Source organism: Mucilaginibacter sp. P4_E8 (assembly GCF_056401495.1).
This window is the reverse complement of the sequence record NZ_JBFUJG010000088.1, coordinates 1-21713: the sequence shown is the minus strand read 5'-3', so window position 1 is coordinate 21713 and position 21713 is coordinate 1. Positions and strand designations below refer to the sequence as shown.

General features: G+C 41.8%; 17 protein-coding genes and 1 pseudogene. 9 read left to right on the top strand and 9 right to left on the bottom strand.

The window, feature by feature from the left end:
• Window positions 1–249: pseudogene (locus AC1DRQ_RS22475) on the bottom strand (glucosamine-6-phosphate deaminase); the annotation flags it as partial.
• Window positions 250–976: 727 nt separating this feature from the next.
• Here AC1DRQ_RS22475 and AC1DRQ_RS22470 point away from each other — a divergent pair.
• Together AC1DRQ_RS22470 and AC1DRQ_RS22465 are read left to right on the top strand one after the other, a co-directional pair.
• Window positions 977–1537, top strand: coding sequence for an adenylyl-sulfate kinase (locus AC1DRQ_RS22470; protein WP_477427013.1), 561 nt, complete (start codon window positions 977–979; stop codon window positions 1535–1537).
• Window positions 1538–1541: 4 nt separating this feature from the next.
• Window positions 1542–2381 (top strand): sulfotransferase, encoded by an 840-nt coding sequence (locus AC1DRQ_RS22465; RefSeq protein ID WP_477427011.1) that lies wholly within the window; start codon window positions 1542–1544, stop codon window positions 2379–2381.
• 133 nt (window positions 2382–2514) lie between these two features.
• Here the strand turns inward: AC1DRQ_RS22465 and AC1DRQ_RS22460 are convergent, their stop codons facing one another.
• Window positions 2515–3321, bottom strand: a complete 807-nt coding sequence (locus AC1DRQ_RS22460; protein WP_477427009.1) for a phytanoyl-CoA dioxygenase family protein — start codon at window positions 3319–3321, stop codon at window positions 2515–2517.
• 515 nt (window positions 3322–3836) lie between these two features.
• On the opposite strand from AC1DRQ_RS22460, the gene AC1DRQ_RS22455 reads away from it, so the two are divergent.
• Window positions 3837–6206 (top strand): ABC transporter permease, encoded by a 2370-nt coding sequence (locus AC1DRQ_RS22455; protein WP_477427007.1) that lies wholly within the window; start codon window positions 3837–3839, stop codon window positions 6204–6206.
• A 22-nt stretch (window positions 6207–6228) separates the two neighbouring features.
• Here the strand turns inward: AC1DRQ_RS22455 and AC1DRQ_RS22450 are convergent, their stop codons facing one another.
• Entirely contained in the window at window positions 6229–7008 is a 780-nt protein-coding gene (locus AC1DRQ_RS22450; RefSeq protein ID WP_477427005.1) for an SDR family NAD(P)-dependent oxidoreductase, read from the bottom strand.
• Between the two features lie 289 nt (window positions 7009–7297).
• Here AC1DRQ_RS22450 and AC1DRQ_RS22445 point away from each other — a divergent pair, with 289 nt between their 5' ends.
• The gene (locus AC1DRQ_RS22445; protein ID WP_477427002.1) at window positions 7298–8512 is read left to right on the top strand and encodes a hypothetical protein; all 1215 of its coding nucleotides are present in this window, start codon (window positions 7298–7300) and stop codon (window positions 8510–8512) included.
• 460 nt (window positions 8513–8972) lie between these two features.
• Complete coding sequence (locus AC1DRQ_RS22440) at window positions 8973–11819, top strand: DNA gyrase/topoisomerase IV subunit A (RefSeq protein ID WP_477427000.1); 2847 nt, start codon at window positions 8973–8975, stop codon at window positions 11817–11819.
• A 5-nt stretch (window positions 11820–11824) separates the two neighbouring features.
• Here the strand turns inward: AC1DRQ_RS22440 and AC1DRQ_RS22435 are convergent, their stop codons facing one another.
• From AC1DRQ_RS22435 to AC1DRQ_RS22415, 5 genes are all read right to left on the bottom strand, one after another.
• Window positions 11825–12586 (bottom strand): class I SAM-dependent methyltransferase, encoded by a 762-nt coding sequence (locus AC1DRQ_RS22435; protein WP_477426998.1) that lies wholly within the window; start codon window positions 12584–12586, stop codon window positions 11825–11827.
• 67 nt (window positions 12587–12653) lie between these two features.
• Complete coding sequence (locus AC1DRQ_RS22430) at window positions 12654–12998, bottom strand: hypothetical protein (protein ID WP_429400330.1); 345 nt, start codon at window positions 12996–12998, stop codon at window positions 12654–12656.
• A gap of 94 nt (window positions 12999–13092) precedes the next feature.
• A complete protein-coding gene (locus AC1DRQ_RS22425; protein WP_477426996.1) occupies window positions 13093–13959 on the bottom strand; it encodes an aldose 1-epimerase family protein in 867 nt (288 codons plus the stop codon).
• A gap of 482 nt (window positions 13960–14441) precedes the next feature.
• Window positions 14442–16880, bottom strand: a complete 2439-nt coding sequence (galB, locus tag AC1DRQ_RS22420; RefSeq protein ID WP_477426994.1) for a beta-galactosidase GalB — start codon at window positions 16878–16880, stop codon at window positions 14442–14444.
• A gap of 179 nt (window positions 16881–17059) precedes the next feature.
• Window positions 17060–17536 (bottom strand): DUF6702 family protein, encoded by a 477-nt coding sequence (locus AC1DRQ_RS22415; protein WP_429400333.1) that lies wholly within the window; start codon window positions 17534–17536, stop codon window positions 17060–17062.
• A gap of 68 nt (window positions 17537–17604) precedes the next feature.
• On the opposite strand from AC1DRQ_RS22415, the gene AC1DRQ_RS22410 reads away from it, so the two are divergent.
• Both AC1DRQ_RS22410 and AC1DRQ_RS22405 read left to right on the top strand, forming a co-directional pair.
• Window positions 17605–18195, top strand: coding sequence for a HupE/UreJ family protein (locus AC1DRQ_RS22410; protein ID WP_477426992.1), 591 nt, complete (start codon window positions 17605–17607; stop codon window positions 18193–18195).
• Entirely contained in the window at window positions 18192–20528 is a 2337-nt protein-coding gene (locus AC1DRQ_RS22405) for a M1 family metallopeptidase (protein ID WP_477426991.1), read from the top strand. Before AC1DRQ_RS22410 ends, AC1DRQ_RS22405 begins: the two co-directional genes overlap by 4 nt.
• Before the next feature lie 53 nt (window positions 20529–20581).
• Here the strand turns inward: AC1DRQ_RS22405 and AC1DRQ_RS22400 are convergent, their stop codons facing one another.
• Window positions 20582–20974, bottom strand: a complete 393-nt coding sequence (locus AC1DRQ_RS22400) for a DoxX family membrane protein (protein ID WP_477426989.1) — start codon at window positions 20972–20974, stop codon at window positions 20582–20584.
• Between the two features lie 222 nt (window positions 20975–21196).
• On the opposite strand from AC1DRQ_RS22400, the gene AC1DRQ_RS22395 reads away from it, so the two are divergent.
• Both AC1DRQ_RS22395 and AC1DRQ_RS22390 read left to right on the top strand, forming a co-directional pair.
• On the top strand, window positions 21197–21379 hold the full coding sequence (locus AC1DRQ_RS22395; RefSeq protein ID WP_477426987.1) for a hypothetical protein: 183 nt from the start codon (window positions 21197–21199) through the stop codon (window positions 21377–21379).
• A 16-nt stretch (window positions 21380–21395) separates the two neighbouring features.
• Window positions 21396–21674, top strand: coding sequence for a hypothetical protein (locus AC1DRQ_RS22390; protein ID WP_477426985.1), 279 nt, complete (start codon window positions 21396–21398; stop codon window positions 21672–21674).
• Window positions 21675–21713 lie beyond the last annotated feature (39 nt).

The window sequence follows — 21713 nt, the reverse complement described above, 5'->3', positions numbered from 1 at the left end:
GTTAAAGGTGATCACGTTTTTAAAAGACAAACCCTCTTCCTGGTGCAGGCGTACCAGTTCGGCATACACACCGATGGGGGTAACACCGGTAGCCAGTCCCAGCACGGCTTTTTCGCCTTTACTTTGCTTACCGCGGATCAGTTTGGCGATCCTTGCGGCAACGGCAACGGCTGCCACCTGCTGGTTGCTATAAACGCTTACCGGCAGCTTCTCGTACCGGGTCTCTTCCAATAAATTTAATCGGGCCATAATTTTCTAAGAACCTGTGTTTTATATGATATGTTGAATTAAAAAAGTCGCTATACAAAAAACCCCCGCAAAAGCGAGGATTTTTATCAAACCAATTAACAAAACCTTTTCGATCTCACCGACATGAGACTAAAGTAAATTCCGTTGAATAATACGTTATACATTATTGTTACAAACTTAATAAAACTAATTTTCAATTTAAAGTACTTTTTAAATTTTTTTAATAAGTAAAGTAATTTTTATGAAATTGTTAAAACAGTAAGTTCATATCCATAAAAAAAGAGCTCCTGATGGGCAGGAACTCTAATTAACCAAATTATAAAACATAAATATGAGAGAAGAGAGATGCAGGGGATGGAGTCGAACCATCCGCTTGCTGCCAACCAGCACCTGCGCTATAGTTATTAAAATGAACCACCATTTACAAACTATCTGATGCAAATATAATACAATATCTATTAAATCCATGTATTTAGTAGATTAATATTATAATAATTCTTCGCCTGTGTTAAACTACGCCACAGGGAGGCATTCATGCGTTAAAAATTGCCGGTAATCCACCCCGTCTATAAGGTAGCCCGATTCATCGATACAACCAAGCTCTCTATCGATACATAACTTCCCTGTGGCAATTTTATATAAAACCTCATCGTTAAGCATTATAATTAAGGTTAATAACGTATCTGCTGTTCGTAAAAATATTTGCTCAAACAACAAAATTAGTTTTATGATCATATTACTTTGTGGCTTATCAGGTGCCGGGAAAACAACGCTGGCCGGAAATGTTAAAAACAGATTAGGCAAATCTGAAATTCCTATAGAGGTTATCGACGCCGACGAATACCGGCAAAAGCTATTCACAGATCTGAAATATACAAAGGAAAACCGGCTTGAGAATATAAGGCGATTAGGATTTATAGCAAGTAGATTTAGCGCTCAGGGCATTGTTACTATCATTAGCGCTATTAATCCTTATGATGCAGTGCGCCGGGAACTGGTTGCAACTTATGGACAGGTTAAGGTTGTACATGTGGATTGTTCCCTCGATGTTTTAATGGAACGGGACACCAAAGGTTTATACAGAAGGGCAATGCTGCCCGATGATGATCCACAGAAGCTATTTAATTTAACGGGGGTTAATGACCCGTTTGAGACACCCCGAAAGCCTGATCTGCAAATCAATACACAATATTTCAGTGCTGAAGAAAGCACCGGTATGCTTATTTCATTTATAGAGTACAATTATTATATGCTCAGCATAAAATCAATACCTGTTAAAGAACTTTAAATCAATGGGTCAAAAAACTTTAATAATTACGGGAATGCACCGGTCAGGTACATCATTAATAACAGACTGGCTAAACCGGTGCGGGCTGCAAATAGGCGAACGACTTGTAACCGGTGGTATTGGGAATGCTGACGGCCAATTTGAAGATGTTGAGTTTTTAAAGCTGCACGAAGAGATATTAAGTAACAATAATCTCCACACCTCGGGGTTTGTAGACGAAACCAATATGGAGCTTTCGCTATACCAGTTGGAAAAACTAAAAAGTATAATTAAAGTTAAACAGCAGCTTTATGACCAATGGGGCTGGAAAGATCCGCGTACCTGCTTGTTTTTAAATACTTATGCCCAATTAATACCGGGTGCAAAATACCTGGTAATAGCACGGGATTATAATTCGGTAGTGACCTCTTTTTTAAAAAGAGGCTTTGTGGAAGTAGACAAAAAGTATATGGCCCGTGATTACATTTCAAGACTGATATGGAAACATATCAGACGGTCCCGCCGGCAAAGGGAGTTTTATACTGACCATGCCGAAAGACTTTTAAAAATATGGATCACCTATAATGAAGCGATTTTAAAAGCGCTTAAAAAGTTACCACCCGAAAACTACCTGGTTGTTAACTATAATTTACTGCTGAAACAAGACTGTACCATTTTTTCTCTTTTGACTGATAAATGGAAGTTCGCCTTAAATTATTTTGATTTCAGACAAATTTATAAAAGCAGTTTAATGAGTAAGGCCAATGATATTGAAACCTTTGTGAGCTCCCCAATATTATTGGCAAAGGCCAGGCACCTGCAAATGCAGCTTGATCAATACGTAAAGGGTAGCCTTAATCATTAATTTGCAATTACGCGCACAACGGCAAGGCGCTTTGCCCTATAATAATATTTAAATTTAATAAGTGCTTTTTGTGCAGGAGCAAGTTTGCCTGTACGCGCCAAATAGCCGAATAACAAAAGTATAAGCATAAAAATTATTTAACTAAGCCGGCAAATTTTTGATAGAACACAGTAGGGCTGTTGGCATCTTTAGGGGCGTACTTGCCTGCAATAATAGGTATGTATATTACCCTGCGACGGCTGGCTTCGCCAATTACCGATGATTGTGCGACACGATGCCACAAGCGGCCATCATGGATGGTGAGGTCGCCGGCTTCAGGTATAATGGCCAGCTCGTTTTGGTCGGCATCATTATCCAGGAAATATTTCTTTTTAAACAGCATTTGGTAAAGGCTTTGCTTGTGCGTACCGGGTAAGATCCTCAAGCCCCCGTTTTCTGGTTTCAGGGTACTCAGGTGGATGCCCACATTAAGCATCGGATTTAACTTTTGTCCGTGAAAAATATCGCGCAGGCCATCGGTGTGCCAGCCCATTTTGGTAAAGCTGCTGTGCTCGCTGTTTACATAATGGTTAAGCACCATGCCGTCCTTTTCGTCGGTTCCGAACCTGGCGCCGGTACCAATAAGGTCAAGCAATGTATTAAAGCGGGGGTCTTGTATAAACTCCGAAAATACAGGGTGGTGCTGATTTATAAAAGCAAACCTTTGTACAATGGTTTCGCCGTTAAGGTCCTTACCATATTTAATAGGAACGCCGTTAACCTTGGTTACATCATTCTTTATCCACTGGTGCTGCACCTGCTCTGATGCCCTGGTAATTGATTGAACGGTCTCTGGATTAATGAAGTTTTTGAAATGGATAAAACCATGCTCGTTAAAAAAGGTGTGTTGTTCTGTTGTAAGCTTATCGCCTAAAATAAATTTTTTATATACGGTACTCATCTTGAAATTATAGATTGTAAAATAATGCAGTGGAAAACCCGGCTATGTTATAGCAGGCAATTGTATTTGTAGTAGGTGGCGGAAAAAGATCAACAACAACAAACCATTACCTTTTTGGGGAAAGGCATTCGCATGAAACATGCGCTGGTGATATGTAGATTAGTTGTCAATTATTTAATTATATAATGTCTATAGATATACTATACATTACAAATGTAGCAAATGATTTTGAAAAACAAATTTTTTTGAAAATATTTAATTGAGGGGTTGAAATATCTGATATTCAGGTCTGCCTTAAAATTTAACTCCGAAAGCCCGCATTGACTCAATACGGACAGGTGCTGTATCAAAAACGAACGTTTTAACTTGCTGGTTCTGTGTAAGGTGTTGTAAATAAGCTAATTGATAGCTGGCATTAAAATTGGCCAAAACTGTAAAGTTTATAAAAAAGTTGTGGCTTGCAGTTGGGAATGAGGGTTGTTAAGTACTAAAGACTCAACATTTAATTATTAATTATGCTGAAAAACTATTTTAAGATCGCCTGGCGTAATCTCATTCGCAATAAAACATTGTCGTTGATCAACATTTTGGGGCTTTCCCTGGGAATGGCCTTTGCTATGCTGATAGGCATGTGGATCCGTTTTGAAACAAGTTTTGATGCATTTAATAAAAACAACGACCGGATTGCTATGGTGGGTAAGCACATGCTTATAAATAACCAGAAAAGCACGTCGGTTGCCGTGATGCTTCCTATATATGATGAACTTAAAAATAACTATCCGGAAATAAAGCGGGTTACAAGGACCGACTGGGGAAACGCGCACAGCCTGATGATAGGGAACAATAAGTTTAATAAGGTTGGTATGTATGTGGATCCCGACTTTCTGAAAATGTTTACTTTCCCTGTAATAAGGGGAAATATGGAAACAGCATTAAATGACCCTAATTCCATTGTACTGACAGCATCACTGGCAAAAGCCATATTCGGCACACAGGACCCTATCGGCAAGTTTATCAAAATAGATAACCAGTATAATGTACAGGTTACCGCGATTGTAAAGGATGCTCCAAAAAACTCCTCAATGGATTTTCAATTCCTGGCTCCTTTTGAATTTGAGATGCAGAACATAGATAATGTACGAAGTTCAAAAACGCGCTGGAATAATAGTTTAGTTCAAATTATTGTTGAAGTAAAAGAAGGCGTTTCGATAGATGCTCTTTCCAAAAAGATAGGTCCGATGTCTGCTAAAAAGAATACCGGGATGAAAGTTCTGACGCTTTTTCTTTATCCTATGGAAAGGTGGCATTTATACGGGGATTTTAAAAACTGGGTAGAAACGGGCGGACGGATAGAATATATCCGCTTGTTTGGTATTATCGGCATTTTTGTGCTGCTTATTGCCTGTGTTAATTTCATGAACCTAAGCACCGCAAGGTCCGAAAAAAGGGCCAGGGAGGTGGGCATCCGCAAAACAGTTGGCTCGCGCCGCGTGCAGCTTATTGTGCAGTTCTTAACCGAATCTGTGTTCACCGCTTTCCTGGCCTTTTTGCTTTCGCTCATTCTGATCCAGGTATTGCTTCCTTATTTAAAGGATCTTGGGTTCGAAAATATCCGTTTCGATTTCAGCAATGTGGCCTTACTGGCTTCTATGCTGGTTGTTTGCATCGTCACCGGTCTGGTAGCCGGCAGTTACCCTGCCCTTTACCTGTCCTCGTTTTTACCTGTCAAGGTACTAAAAGGAGTTATAAAACAGGGCAAGGATGCGGTAAGTTTCCGCAAAGTGCTGGTGGTTTCACAGTTTGTTATATCCATGGCCCTCATCATCAGCGCAGTGATCGTTTTTCAGCAGATCAATTATGCCAAAAACCGCCCGATTGGGTATGATCCGAATAATCTGATCACCTTGGATGTAAGTCAGGACCTGGTAAAAAATTACAATGCATTAAAGCGCGACCTATTAAGTACCGGTAATATAGAAGCGGTAGCAAAAGCATCGAGCGCGATGACCTGGGTAGCTAACGATTTTGGCCATTTCAGCTGGAAGGGTAAGGACCCGAATGCCGACATATTTATAAAGACAGTAATGACCGACTGGGATTACGAAAAGACAGCCGGACTAAAATTTATAGCTGGCCGGCCTTTTTCAAGAGAATTTAAAACCGATTCAAACGCGGTTATCCTGAACGAGGCCGCGGTAAGCCTGATCGGTTATAAAGATCCGGTGGGCAAAACGATGAAACTCGGCGACCAGGCATTGACCATAGTAGGTGTTATTAAAAATGTACTGATGGAAGATCCTTTTAAGCCGGTACCTCCGGGAATTATCCTCTTCAGTACCGACAATGTAAATTCCATTTTGATCAGGCTGAAAGACAGGTCAGACTTGAAAAGATCCCTTGCTGCTATTGAGCCGGTAGTTGAAAAATATAACCCGGCCTTACCATTTGAATATCATTTTGCCGATGAAGATTTTGGAAAAAAATTCACCACCGAAAACCAGGTTGCCAAATTAGCGGGTATTTTCGCAGGCTTAGCCATTTTTATATCCTGCCTGGGTTTATTTGGCCTGGCCATGTTCATGGCCGAACGCAGATCAAAAGAAATAAGCATCCGCAAAGTGCTGGGCGCGAGTGTAACCAATTTATGGTTACTCTTATCGAAAGAGTTTGTTGGGTTGGTATTAATAGCATGTATTATTGCATCGCCATTGGCATTTTGGTTAATGAACAACTGGCTTAATAATTATGAATACCGCATTGCTATCCATTGGTGGATCTTTGTAATCGCAGGTTCATTGGCTATTATTATTGCTTTGGTAACCGTGAGCACCCAGGCTATTAAAGCAGCCACTGCCAACCCGGTTAAAAGGTTAAAGGCAGAATAAGCCTTACTAATATTCCGGTGTCTTATTTTACTTTATACAGATCGCCGGTTATTTTCTCAATAAGCGCTTTTGGCAGGTGCCTGCCTGCGGCGGTTGAAATTTTATTTAAAAGGCCCGGTACAATTTCGGCCTTTTTGTTAAACATACCTTTTAAACCCAGAGCGGCTACTTCATCGGGTTGCATATTAAATTTTGCGGCCAGATCTGCTAAGGCATCGAGGCCGGCGCGGTGGGTAAAATCGGTATCGGTGGGGCCGGGGCAAAAACAGCTCACCGATATGGGCGAACCTTTAAGCTCATAACGTAATGCCCGGCTAAACGATAATACAAATGCTTTTGTTGCCGAGTAAATTGCCATTGTTGGCACCGCCTGGTATGCCGCTGTGCTGCCTATATTTAAAATATAGGCTTGCGGCTGTTGTTTTAATGTACCTATAAAAGCATGGGTTAATTTTATCAGGGCATTGATATTAAGATTGATCATGTTGAGCTGCTCATCAATGCCTAAACTTTCAAATTTACCCCACAAGCCATACCCCGCATTATTGACCAGGACAGATACGCTATACAAATTATCGGTACACCAGCGGGCAACCCGGTCGGCGGCGTCAGGTTCAGACAGGTCAATAGCAAGCCAGTGTGCCTGTACATGGTAAAGCGCCGTGATTTCCTGTGCCAGGGCTTCCAACTCATCTGCCGAACGTGCCACCAGTAAAACAGGATATCCCTTTTTTGCAAGTAATAAAGCTATGGAACGGCCTATACCTTTGCTGGCGCCGGTAACTAAAGCGTAAGTGTTCATGTAATAAAGTTAAACCTTAACAACTCATACAATTGTAAAAAAAGCAAGTGTACAAATTTCTTTGAATAAATGACTACTGATTTTGTAGACTATTTGTATGTTTGTATTTATTATGATTTCAGTTGCTGCTCATATTACAAATACCATATACAACGTTAAGTGTTGTAGCCATTGGTTATTGTAAAGGGTGTCAACATAATTCCGATTAATAATTTGTTGAGCCTTTCAGTTTTTGAGAGGCTTTTTGCTTAAATAACCATTTTTTGCCCAACCAAACCTATAATAGTAAATGAAAGCTCAGCCACGATGGATATGGTATAGTATACTTATACTGCTATCGCTAAAATTACCACTTTATGCCCAGGACACCCTGGTGGTTAAGTACGCCTATATACAAACAGATTCGGCTGGGTTACATCGTATACCATCAGCGAATGTTATAGCTGCTAATGCCGGCAAAAAAGTAATTGCTAATACTGTTACCACATCAAATGTTGCTGTTTTTAATGAAGATAGCTACGTACAGCAATTAGCCAGCCTTGATAAATACGATAAAAAGCACGACCCCCGGCCTGTTGTAAACTTGTTAAAGGAAAATAAATTTGATGCCGTAGCTAAAGATAAAAAGCACAGCCACAAATTTTATTATCACCTGGCCAACATATTTACCAGGCTTAAAATGTATCAGCTGGCCATGAAGTGTTATTTTAAAACATTGCCGGTTTACGAAACAAGCAACGCCCATTTATCTGATACTGTAACGCTTAATGCATCTGGTCAGCAAAATAGCGACCCATCTTTTGCATTGATCAATTCACAGACTGATACTTCAGTTGCTGGATTATTGGCTATCAACAGCAGGGACGAACAGTTGTTAACCGCCGATACCGGCAATTATACCTATACCGGCAAGGAAATACAATCGAAACCTGAAGAGGTGTGTAATATTACCGACCCTTTTGACGATGGCAAAGAGGCATCGGCTTACGCGCTCATGATCCACATACAACAACCATTAGCGGGCAAGCGCAAAATTTTCACAAAGCTAAGCAGGGTAGGGCATACCTTTATAACACTCATTAAGTACAATACCGACTCTACCTCTGTGTCAAGATCCTTTGGGTTTTACCCCAGGAAAGATCATTTCTTGTCGGCAACGCCATTGTTTCCTACAACAAAATCTGTTTTTAAAGATGATGAGCGGCATAACTGGGACGAAACCGTTGGTAAGTTCATATCTGGGCGAAAGTTTAAAAAAATATTAGAGGTGATCAAGGAGTATGACCAGAAAAGATATAACCTGAACAAAAACAACTGTACCGATTTTGGATTGAACCTGGCCGGTACGGCAGGTATAAAAATTATGGATACTAAAGGCAGCTGGCCTTTTGGCCGGGGCAATAACCCGGCAAACGCGGGCCAAAGCGTACTGGAGGGCAAGGTATTAAATATGGATAGTAACCACGTCTTGTTTATTTGCAACGATTTAGATCTGAAACCCTGAGTATGGATTTAGCTTCACCTAAACGGCGAAGCCCTCATGTAATAATCCTTTCTAAAGGAGATGACTTTACCTTGCGTGTTGTTCTTGCCTCCCTCTCCTTTGGCTATTGTGTAGACATAACTCTAAAACAGCCAACAGGATAATATGCTCCGTTAGGAGCTACCTGTTTGTAGCACTTGGATATTTAAAATACCCTTTGCCTCGTAGAGGCTACCCTGATCACATACAGGCTATTTACCTGCTAATTTAGGGGTTGCACCTACGGAGCAATTTCGCTTTTTAATTTTTTCTACAAACAGGTAGCTCCTAACGGAGCATATCAACTTGCGTACACACAGTAGCTTCTTTGGTGAGACATGGAGACATGGTTGTTAAGAAAATCAAAAATGTGCAAATCCTGCATCTGTACATCCACGCATAATTTTTTATCTTTACCCATCCAAAAGTTTTTTAGCATATAATGAGTGAAGATCTGAATCAAAACGATATACCCGCCAATAACGAAGAAAAATTACATAATGTTACCTCACTCGACGGGTTATACGAAAACTGGTTTCTTGATTATGCCTCTTACGTAATTCTTGACCGTGCTGTTCCGCATATAAATGATGGGCTAAAACCCGTACAACGCCGTATACTGCACTCGCTTAAAGAAATGGACGACGGGCGTTTTAATAAAGCGGCCAACGTAATAGGTAATACCATGAAATATCACCCGCATGGTGATGCTTCTATTGGTGATGCCATGGTACAAATAGGGCAGAAGAACCTGCTGATAGATTGCCAGGGAAACTGGGGCGACCCGGTAACCGGCGACTCGGCCGCGGCACCGCGTTATATTGAAGCGCGCTTGTCGAAATTTGCGCTTGATGTTGTTTTTAATGCCGATACCACGGTTTGGCAGGCCAGTTATGATGGTCGTAATAAGGAACCTATTACCCTGCCGGTAAAATTCCCTTTGCTGCTGGCACAGGGTGCCGAAGGTATAGCGGTGGGTTTGGCCACCAAAATATTACCGCATAACTTTATTGAACTGATAGATGCTTCCATAGCCGCATTAAAAGGCGAGCGCCCTAATTTACTGCCCGATTTTCCTACCGGTGGTATGGCCGATGCTTCGCTATATAACGAAGGACAGCGTGGTGGAAAGGTAAGGGTACGCGCCAAAATTGTGGAGCGCGATAAAAAAACACTGGCCATTACCGAAATTCCTTTTACTACCACTACGGGTAGTTTGATTGATAGTGTGATATCGGCCAATGATAAGGGTAAGATCAAGATCAAAAAGATCGAAGATAATACTGCCCAGAATGTGGAGATCATTATTCACCTGGCGCCCGGTATATCTCCCGATGTAACTATCGATGCGTTGTATGCCTTTACCGATTGCGAGGTATCCATATCGCCCAACACTTGCGTTATCCAGTCGGATAAGCCGCGGTTCATGAGCGTGAATGACATGCTCACTGAAAGTACTTTTTTTACTAAAGACCTGCTTAAACAGGAACTGGAGATCAGGCTGAAGGAACTGATGGAAAAGATCTTTTTCAGTTCGTTGTTAAAAATATTTATACAGGAGGGGATGTACAAACACCCCGACTATGAAAGCTCCGGTAATTTTGAAACTGTACTGGAGGTATTGAACCGTTTGTTCGAGCCATTCTTCCCGCAGTTTTACAGGGAGATTTTGCCAGAGGATTATAAGAAACTGATTGACAAGCCTATGAGCAGCATCACCCGCTTTGATGTTAAAAAAGCGGATGAGCAGATGAAGGCGCTGGAAAACGAAATAAAACAGGTAAAACATCACCTGAAACACCTTACCGACTATACCATTGCCTGGTTTGATAAACTAAAGGAAAAGTATGGCAAAGATCGCGGCCGTAAAACCGAACTGCGCACCTTTGACAGGGTTGAGGCTGCCCAGGTTGCCCTGGCCAACGTAAAACTATATGTTAACCGCGAGGATGGTTTTGTGGGATCAGGCTTAAAGAAGGATGAGTTTGTAGGCGATTGCTCTGATATCGACGAGATCATTGTTTTCCGTGCCGATGGCCGTTGCATCATCACCAAAGTGCAGGATAAGGTTTTTGTGGGTAAAGAGATCATTCATGTGGCCGTGTTTAAAAAGAACGACGAGCGCACGGTGTATAACATGATCTATAAAGATGGCGCGAGCGGCGTCAGCTATATCAAACGGTTCTCGGTAGTAGGTGTAACCCGCGATAAGGAATATGACCTGACCAAAGGCAGCAAAGGTACGCGGACACTGTACTTTACAGCCAATCCTAATGGTGAGGCCGAGGTGGTTAATGTACAGCTTAAACCGCATGCTAAACTTAAAAAGCTGCAGTTTGATGAGGATTTTGCAACTTTAGCTATAAAAGGCCGCGGCTCTATGGGTAACATTATTACCAAATACCCGATTAAAAAAATATTGCTGAAAAGCAAAGGTATATCAACACTGGCCGGCCGTAAGATCTGGTATGACGATATTTTGAAACGTTTGAATGCCGATAGCCGGGGCAAATACCTGGGCGAGTTTGATGGCGACGACCGGATATTGAACGTACTGAGCAATGGCGTTTATGAGCTCACCAATTTTGATCTGAACAATCATTTTGATGATAAAATGATCCTGATCGAGAAGTACAACCCTAAAAAGGTTTATTCGGTTATCCACCTGGATGGTAAATCGAAAAACTATATGGTGAAGCGCTTCATGTTCGAGAATGTTGCCTTGGGTAAACAGGTAAGCATTATTAGTGAGGAGCCGGGTTCAAAACTGATACTAATGGCCAAAGAAGCGCCGCTGGTTAGGGTGGTGCAATTGAAAGGTAAGGAGCAAACTCCCGAAACCATTGAAGTGAACCTGGCCGAACTGATTGATGTAAAAGGCATGAAGGCGATGGGTAACCGCCTGTCCCAGTTCCCGGTAAAAACGGTAGAGCTGCTTGCAGAAAGCGAAAGCGAAGAGCCAACAGACACAACGCCCGAAGCTGAACCCGACGATGAAACCGGCACAGACGGACCTGAAGATCAACTGCCCGGAGAAGAGCCTGAATCACCCGAACCACCAAAACCAAAGCCAGCGGCTCAACCAAAGGCCCAACCTGTGAATGTTCAGGATGAACCGGAGGAATCAAAGCCTGAACCCGTACAATCATCTGCTGCGGAGCCGGTAAGATCAGAAGATGAACCGGTGAAGCCCGAAGATCAACCAAAAGAACATAAAAAGGTTGATTTTGAGATCACCAATCCCGATGATATCGAGATTGATGATAAAGGTCAGTTAGGGTTATTTTAAGAAAATTAAACCCGGCCAAGGTAAATTTCTGTTTGATAATGGAAATTTACCTTGCCATTTTTATTATACTTTTCAAAAAGTTGCTGCAATAACTTTAAAAAAGCCTTACCCTCGGCGGTATCTTTTGCCGGCACGTAGGAGGATGAAAAGGCGCGGCCTATTAAACCATCCTCATCAAATACCTGCAGGTTGGGAAATGTGATCTCCTTGTAAATACCATCCCTGAAAAATAGTTTAAAATCAATGTCACTGATGTTCTGATGATTTACTTTATTGTAGTCAATACTATCCAGTTTTAAAAGCGCATCGTATTCATTTGCAAAATCATCGGCGTTGGTAAGCCTGTTATTCCATATCAGGGCAACATAGCCATCTTTAACCAATATCCTGTTAAATTCTGCACGGGTATCATCGTTATTAAACCAATGGAAGGCTTGCGCGCAAACTACCAGGTCAATACTGTTGTTATTCAGTGTGGTTGCTGCTGCCGTGCCCGACACCGGCTTGAAATTTTCATGATGCCCAAGATGCTGTACGGCAGCCTGCTGCATATCGTTATTGGGCTCAACAGCATAAACCTGGTAACCTTGTTTCAATAACATAGCAGTGAAAATACCTGTGCCTGAGCCAATATCGGCTACAATGGCATTGGCGGATAAGTTGCATTCCTGCTGCAGGGTGCTTATAACTTCGGCCGGATAACCGGGGCGGTATTTAACATAATCGTTTACCCGGTTTGAGAATCGTTTGGTAGGATCTGATGACATAAAACTAAACTAACGAAAAAAGGCACTTAATAAGTGCCTTTATAATTAACTGTAAAGTATAATTTACTTATAATATCAGGATTAATACTAAAATAATAATGATGATAGCACCTACTGAAAGGTAAACACCGCCGCCACCTAATGCGTTTGCTTCGTGTTTTAAGCCTTTAAGTTCGGTACGCAGTTCTTTACGGTCTTGTTTGGTAAGCTCTGATTTATCCATCGCTTTAATTTCCTTCACCCTTGCCTTTATTTCCTCAACACGGGCTTGTTTCTGCTCGGTGGTCATGGTGGCTATTTGCTCCTTGCTCAGTATAGTTAAAGCACCATCTGAAACGGTAGATGCATAGCTGTTAAATGCCGATACTGAAAGTAACATGGTAAGAGCGATTAAATAGATTTTCTTTTTCATAGTGATTAATTTAATAAGTGTAGTATTTAATAATGATAAGTTAAAAAGCGATTAAAATGTTTTGCTATTTTATAGTTATTTACAAAAACTATGCCTAAAGACTTATAAAATAAGGTGCTTCAAAAACATGGCCGGAATGTAGTGCCTGTATGGCCTCTTTTTTATTGATGTTTACCTGATGCCCCTCTGTATCGGCACAGCCAAGCCAGGGCTCAATACACACAAAATCGGCGCCGGGTTTGGCCCATAAACCAAGGTAATTAAAGTGCGGAAACTCAATCGATAGTGATTGATCATGCCTGTTGCTTTTAATGCTTACCATTCTTGATGTGAGTTGTTTAAACACAAGCGCATCGGCATCAAACAGGTGGCGGGTTAAATATAATTTATTACCGGGCGTAGCTACAGGCCGTGTTTCGCCAGTAAAAAAGCCCCCGGCCGATAGCATTTGAGCCTCTAAATGTTCCTCGGTTTCAAATTCCAGGTAATAGTCCTCATATTTTTCGCCCTTATTAAAAGGTACATTAAAAGCCGGATGGCCGCCAACAGAAAAATATATGGTTTTTTTATCAAGGTTGATCACCTTATGCGTTACCCGCAGGGAGTGATCTATCAGGGTGTACAAAACCTGGTAGTCAAATTTATAGGGGTAAACCTGCAGCGTTTTTTCGCAGTAAGGTAGCGAGAAACTGGCCGAAACTTCATCAGCCTCCAGCAAAATAAATTCCGATTGCCTCGCAAAGCCATGCCTTCCCATAGTATAAGCATGTCCGTCAACCAAAAGCTGGTTATCAATTAATCCGCCCACTACGGGGAAAAGGTTGGGAGCGTGCCAGGGCCAAACGTTTGGATCGGCCTGCCATAGATGCTCAACGCTGGTTTTTTTGTTGTAATATGAACTGATCTGTGCGCCCTGAAGATCTATCGCTACTTTTAAATATTCGTTTTCTAATACGGTCATAGGTTAACAGTAATTATACATCCAAGTTACAGGAATTTTTGTAAAATAAATATGAATATCATTTTCATAATTGTTATAAATAAGAACAATGAGGCACTACGCCCACAATGGCATATTTACTCCAAATACGTTTAACAAAGCAAAATACATCCTGTTTCTTTTTCTTGAAAAGTTAGCAGATGTGAAAATGAGCATTTAGATTCACAAGCTCAAACAGACAATCGCCCTGCCGCACCCTATAAGGATTCGGACGAATAAAAAGAAAGCTTGGGTAAGTGCGATTCCTTCCCTTGGGAAGAGTAATAGCCCATGATAAAACAGGATTAAATTTTAAAGTGTTGGGCCTGAGCGATTCCCTCCCGTCGGGAGGGTGTAGGGAAGGGTTTATGCAACCTACATCACGTAGAAACCCCTCCCTGCCATTGCGCGCAAACCTACTGCACCCCTCCCGAGGGAGGGAATATATACTGGGATTAAAAATTTTACCTACTCTTTATTATAATTGATGCACTTGATAAACCATTGGAAGTAGCCGTAAAAGTTATGCTGCCTGCTTTTTCTTTTGCCTGTACAATAGCCAGCGCCAACCCGTGGAATGCTTTACGATAATTTACCTTAAATGAATCATGACTAACCGGGTCACCATTATCAACACTGGCTATAAATGCTTCGCCATTAATTTTAAAGTTAGCCAGGTTTTCAGCATCGGGAACCACATTGCCATCTTTGTCCAATATTTTTACAGTGATGAACGACAGGTCTTTTCCATCAGCCTTGATCAGCTTGCGGTCGGCCAGTAGTTCAATTTTGGCAGGAGCACCCGCGGTATGGATCTCCTTGGTTAAAACAACTTGGCCATCCTTGCGCGATACCGCTTTTAACGTGCCGGGCTCATATTTTACGCGCCACATGATATGCAGGTCATCACCGGTTTTCTTTTTAACTCCTAATGATTTGCCGTTCAGGAAAAGTTCCACTTCATCGGCATTATTATAATAGGCCCAAACATCAACCGTTTTGCCGGCTTCCCAGGTCCAATGCGGCAAAATATGGAGCACTGGTTTATTGGTCCACTCGCTTTGGTACATGTAGTATACATCTTTAGGGAAGCCCGCCAGATCAACAATACCAAAGTACGAACTGCGTGATGGCCAGCTGTACGGTGTAGGTTCGCCAAGGTAATCAAAGCCTGTCCAGATGAACATGCCCGACAGGAAATCATACTTTTTCATCACCTTCCAGGTAGCCTCATGGGTTGAGCCCCATGGTGGTCGCACATTATCATAAGCCGATACGTTATTATCGGGTCTGGTAAACGGCTTATCCCAGCTCTCGGGCCATATTCTGATACTATCTGATGGCATATCGTAATATCCGCGTGTTTCAAGACCCGATGTGGTTTCTGAGGCAATGAATTTTTTACCGGGATACCTGTCATGAAATGCAGCATATTCGCCTTCATGGTAGTTATAACCTACCAGGTCAATAGCACCAGAACTGATGATCTTATTGTTTTTACCCGGATCGTTATTAGCGGTGGTTATTGGCCGGGTGGTATCCAGGCTACGTACTATACCTGCCAGTTCAGGGGAAAGCCTTAACGCGCTGGTATCGGCTTGCTGCGGTATCTCGTTACCAATGCTCCAGATCATAATGCTTGGGTGGTTGCGGTCGCGCAGTATTTGATCTTCCAGGTCGCGTTTATGCCATTCTTTAAAAAACAGGTGATAATCATATTTAGCTTTTTTCCATTCCCAGCAGTCAAAGGCTTCGTCCATCACAATGAAACCCATTTTATCGCAAAGGTCAAGCAGTTCAGGAGCAGGAGGGTTGTGAGAAGTGCGGATGCCATTACAGCCCATAGCTTTTAAAATTTGTAGCTGGCGTTCCAAAGCACGTGTATTAATGGCGGCACCCAATGAGCCCAGGTCATGATGATCGCATACACCTAAAATTTTCATAGGTTTACCATTTAAGGAGAAACCTTTATCGGCATCAAAATTAAAATAGCGGACACCTAATGGGGTGGTGTATTCATCAACAACCGTTTTACCAGCAATTACCTGGGTAACTACCTTATATAAATATGGATTTTCTACAGACCATAGCTGAGGTGTTTTAACAGTAAGGTTTATGCCTGTTTCGAAAATAGTATCTGTTAAATTGGCTTTTGATGGGATAGCCCCACCAGTAGAAACAACTTTTCCTGCTGCATCATATATCAGTGTTTTTATATTAAATGCCCCTTTGGTGCCTGAATTATTGCGCACGCGGATTTTCAGATTTACGGTTGCAGCCGCATCGTTAACCTCGGGTGTGGTTACGTAAGTACCCCAATGATCAATGGCTACTTTATTGGTAGTAACCAGCCATACATTTCTATAAATTCCCGAGCCCGAATACCAGCGTGAATTTGGCTGAACAGAGTTATCAACCTTAACCGCTATCACATTTTTACCCCCGAAATTTAAGTAAGGGGTAAGCTCGTACCTGAAGGATATATAACCGTTTGGCCTGAAACCTAAATGATGCCCGTTAACCCAAACATCGCTTTTTTGATAAACGCCGTCAAAATCAATATAAACCAATTTGCCTTTTGATGATGCCGGAACGGTAAATGTTTTACGGTACCAGCCCATGCCTCCCGGCAATGCACCGCCTTCGGGAGTGGCAGGGTTATCTTTACTAAACTTTCCTTCAATGCTCCAGTCATGCGGCAGGTTTAGGGCGCGCCATCCTGCATCATTCAATCCCGGTTTTTGACCGTTATCAACCGCGCCCAAATTAAAACGCCATCCTTTATCAAAGTCAAGTACCTGGCGCGTTTGCTGGGCAAAACTTTTTAAACCAAACAATACGGCAATAAACAGCAGACCTGATAGTTTACCGGCCTTTGATAAAGGGAATTTAATGAAGGGCATAATAGGCTATTTAGGATTAATTGTATTTTGGACACTAAATTATAAATAATTATGAAATAGTGAAGAGAATACACTTAAAACAACCCAATTAATAAACCATGTCATTTAATAAATATGTCATTGCCGCGCTGCGCTCGCAATGACACATATGTTAACGACAACATATAATTCCCGAATAACTAAAACTCAAAAGCAGCGTCACTCTCCGGGTTGCCCAATTTGGTGCTTTTGCGCTGGCCGCCTACGGTTACATGCAGCATATTGATCTGTTCGGGGTGTTCGGTGTATAGCAGATCGTCATGGACTTCAAATTTCTTTACTTTACTCATGCCTTTTACCTCAAAATAGGTCCAGGCGGCATCCTCCTGTATTTCATAGCCTACATAGCTGAGCGTAACGGGCTTGCCATCGGCTTTAATAATCAAATGTTTTTTAATATAGTCATTCAGCAATTGGTTCACTTTATTTTTATCAGCGGGCTTAACAATATCAATTTGAGTATGGTATTGTTTTTCGATGGTACGCTCCAGATCGTCATAAAATATACGGCAGCTCACCTCAACCGTTTGTGTGCGGGCATTGTGATTAATTTCGGTAACGCTCACAAAAAACGGGTGGAAAAAGCTTAGCCAGCTTATAATTATTAATTGCAACATAATTGCGTTAAATGATTTTATTTTTAACAAAAAACGTTAATTTTATTGGCAAATGCGAATTTTAGCACATGACTGACTTTTCTTTATACTTCCAGTTAGGGTGGCAACACATCTGTGACTGGGCCGGGTATGACCATATATTATTTGTAACCGTACTATGCGGAACCTACCTGCTGGCCGACTGGCGTAAGGTATTGGTACTGGTTACGGCATTCACCATTGGGCACTCTATTACGCTGGCTTTGAGTGTGTTAAATATCATTCACATCAATACTTCGCTTATTGAATTTTTGATACCTGTCACCATAGTTTTTACCAGTTTAGTTAATGTGCTTCATAAAAAACGCACTGCAACCACCATGCGCCTTAACTATACACTGGCGCTTTTTTTTGGGTTGATACATGGCATGGGTTTCTCCAATTACCTTAAAAGTTTACTGGGCAGCAGCAGTAATATTACCGCTCAACTGTTCGCTTTTAACCTCGGATTGGAGTTTGGGCAGGTTTTAATTGTAATATCTGCGTTACTTATCTCTTATTTGCTTATCAAATTCGCCAAAACACCACAGCGCGACTGGACAATGTTCCTCTCTTCGGCTATATTTGGAATTGCTTTTATCATGTGCATTGAGCGCTTTTTATTAATAAAATTCAGATGAATAAATTTTACACCGCATTACTTTCCTGTACACTATTAACAACTGCCGCCTGGGCGCAGTATGATAACAACCCGGGCTCAAACCACGGTAACAAGTTTGAACAGTTGGGTACCATGGTGTCAACTCCAAATGAGTACCGTTCAGCATCGGGCGCACCAGGGCCAAAATACTGGCAGCAAAAGGCCGATTATGAAATTAGCGCCACCCTTAATGATGACAAACAACGTTTGGATGGCTCCGAAACTATAAACTATACCAACAACTCGCCCGATCCGCTTACCTACCTGTGGCTGCAGCTTGACGAAAATCAGCATAAAAAAGATGCCGAGAGCGCCAAGTTTGACGAGAGCAAAATGCAAAGTAAAATGACCATTCGCCAGCTGCAGGGCATCATGGGGCATGATCTGGATCTGGGCAACCATATTGTAAGCGTTAAGGATGCCAACGGCAAGGCGTTAACTTATACCATTAACGAAACCATGATGCGTATTGAGCTGCCTGTAACTTTACAACCGGGACAAAAATTCCGCTTTAAAATTAACTGGTGGTATAACATATCTGACCGTTTAACCATAGGTGGCCGCGGTGGTTATGAATATTTTCCTGAGGATGGCAATTACCTGTACACCATGGCGCAATGGTATCCGCGGATGGCTGTTTACAGCGATTTCCAGGGATGGCAAAATAAGCAGTTTACCGGCAGAGGTGAATTTGCTTTAACCTTTGGCGATTTTAAGGTAAGCATGAACGTGCCTGCCGATCATGTGGTAGGCGCCACCGGTCAATGTGCTAACTACGCGCAAACCCTTACCGCTGCCCAGCTTAAACGCTGGAATTCGGCACAATCATCAACTCAGCCTGTAGAGGTTGTAACGCTCGACGAGGTAAAGCAAACCATGAAAAACCATGCTACAGCGCGCAAAACCTGGGTTTTCCATGCAGAGAATGTACGCGATTTTGCCTGGGTATCATCACGCCGTATTGTTTGGGATGCCATGAGCACCCAGATTGAAGGCGGTAAAAAAGTGATGGCCATGTCGTACTATGGTCCGGAGGCTTACCCGCTTTACCGTAAGTATTCAACCAAAGTAGTGGCCCATACGCTAAAAACCTATTCAAAACATACTTTCCCTTATCCATATCCGGTAGCCATTTCTGTAGAGGCTTCAAACGGTATGGAGTATCCAATGATCTGCTTTAACTATGGTCGTGCCGAGAAAGACGGAACTTACAGTGAAGCCACCAAGAACGGAATGATCGGTGTAATTATTCACGAGGTTGGGCATAACTTTTTCCCGATGATCGTAAACTCTGACGAGCGTCAGTGGACCTGGATGGATGAAGGTTTAAATACTTTTTGCCAATACATGGCCGAGCAGGAGTGGGATAGCAAATATCCATCGCAACGCGGCCCGGCTTATAAAATAGTTGATTACATGAAGCTGCCAAAAGACCAGTTGGAGCCTATCATGACCAATTCAGAAAACATTGTGATGTTTGGGCCAAACGCTTATGCAAAACCGGCGACAGCGTTAAACGTATTACGCGAAACCGTAATGGGACGCGAACTGTTTGATTACGCGTTTAAAACCTATGCGCACCGCTGGGCCTTTAAACACCCTACGCCTGCCGATTTTTTCCGTACCATGGAGGATGCTTCGGCTGTTGACCTCGACTGGTTTTGGCGCGGATGGTTCTACGGAACAGATCCTGTTGACGTATCTGTAGACAGTGTAAAATACTATCGCCTTAATACCAAAAACCCGGTTGCTGAAAGCGCTACTGACCGTGCACAGTTTGACCATAACCTGGAGAACATCAGCACCACCCGTAATAAAGAGGCGGGCACTCGTTTTGCTGTTGAGGCTGATACCGCCCTGCAGGATTTTTACAGCAAATGGGATCGCTTTGCAGCCACGCCGATTAGTACACAAAGCTACCAGGCTATGTACAACGCCGCTACCCCCGACGAAAAGAAACTGTACGACAGCAAGAACTATTTTTATGAGATCACTTTCAGTAATAAAGGCGGCCTGGTTACCCCTTTAATTATTGAATGGACCTATACCGATGGTACCAAAGAGGTTGAAAAGATATCAGCCTATATATGGCGCAAAAATGAATATAAGATAAGCAAGGTTTTTGCCAAAACCAAAGAGGTGAAAGGCATTAAGCTTGACCCATACCGCGAAACCGCCGATATTGACGAGACCAATAACAGCTGGCCCCGTGAGTATCAGCCATCAAGGTTTGAGCTGTTTAAGCAGCAAACCCTGCCACGTGGTGCCACCGCCGGGCCAAACCCCATGCAGGAAGCTAAGAAGAGCCAATAACAAAAAAGCCCCGAATTTATTCGGGGCTTTTTTGTTGAATAGGTTTTATTATGTTATACAACTGGTACCGCTGTGAATATGCTGGAGTAATACTTGCGATATGCAACACCTAAAAATACATGCAGTAAAATTATTACAAGAGCTAAAGGGACACCGGCAGGCGCCAAAAGGGAATGGAACAGGAAAATGTTCACCGAAACAGGGAACAGGATCAATAAAAAGAACGCGGTATAACGGTTAAACAATATGGCCAGTCCGCTTATTAATTCTATAACTTTCATATACTGGAAAAAATAGCCAGAGCCATAAAGACCACCACTAAAAGCTTTTGCTTTATCAGACATTACCGGTTGGGGCATCGGTATAAAATGAAAAAAGAAATTAAGGCTGAATACGATAAAAATAAGGCCCAGCAAAATGCGGGCAATTAATACTGCAATTTTCATGAATTTAGGGTTTAGTGGAAGTTTATAATACTATATAATACTAAATTAATGATTTAATTAATACGTACAAACCACTTCCTGTACAAAAACCATTTATTTCATAACCAGTGACATAACTTCTTAGCGAAAATTTGATTACTAATTTATAACCTTAAGTTATTTAAGTTAACCATGTTTTAACATGGGCATAATTTTTGAACTCACATTATAAAAATTATCGCTATGGGATTTGAAAAACTACTTAAAGTAAATAAAGCCCTTTTTGAAAAGGTGCTTAAATCCCTGATACAGGAAAACGGGTATCATGTTCATTATTCCTATACTAATGATGATTATTATTTATCAGGAGATGAGCAGGTTCTCAATCAGTTGCAAATGGTCAGTAAAGTATTGTTAACGTCCTGAATTAAATACACTAAAAATGGCAGAAAAAGCGTTCATAATTAATATTCCGTCGGGAGCTTATAATGATCTGTTTATAAATCTGTTGGAGAAAACGGGTGATGTGTCGCTGGTAACCATACCCTATGCTAAAAATGAATATGTTTTTACAGCGAGCAGCTTAAAAGAGTTTATTGAAGGATTGGATACTAACGTTTATAAACTATTTACATCCGACAATTTTGATGTTTCTGAGCAAATGGAGTATCTGAATGAGTTATTGGAATACTTACAGGTAGAATTTGTAAAAAATTATTAGTTGTAAATAATTTCCGATACGGGTAAGGGGGGCATACTG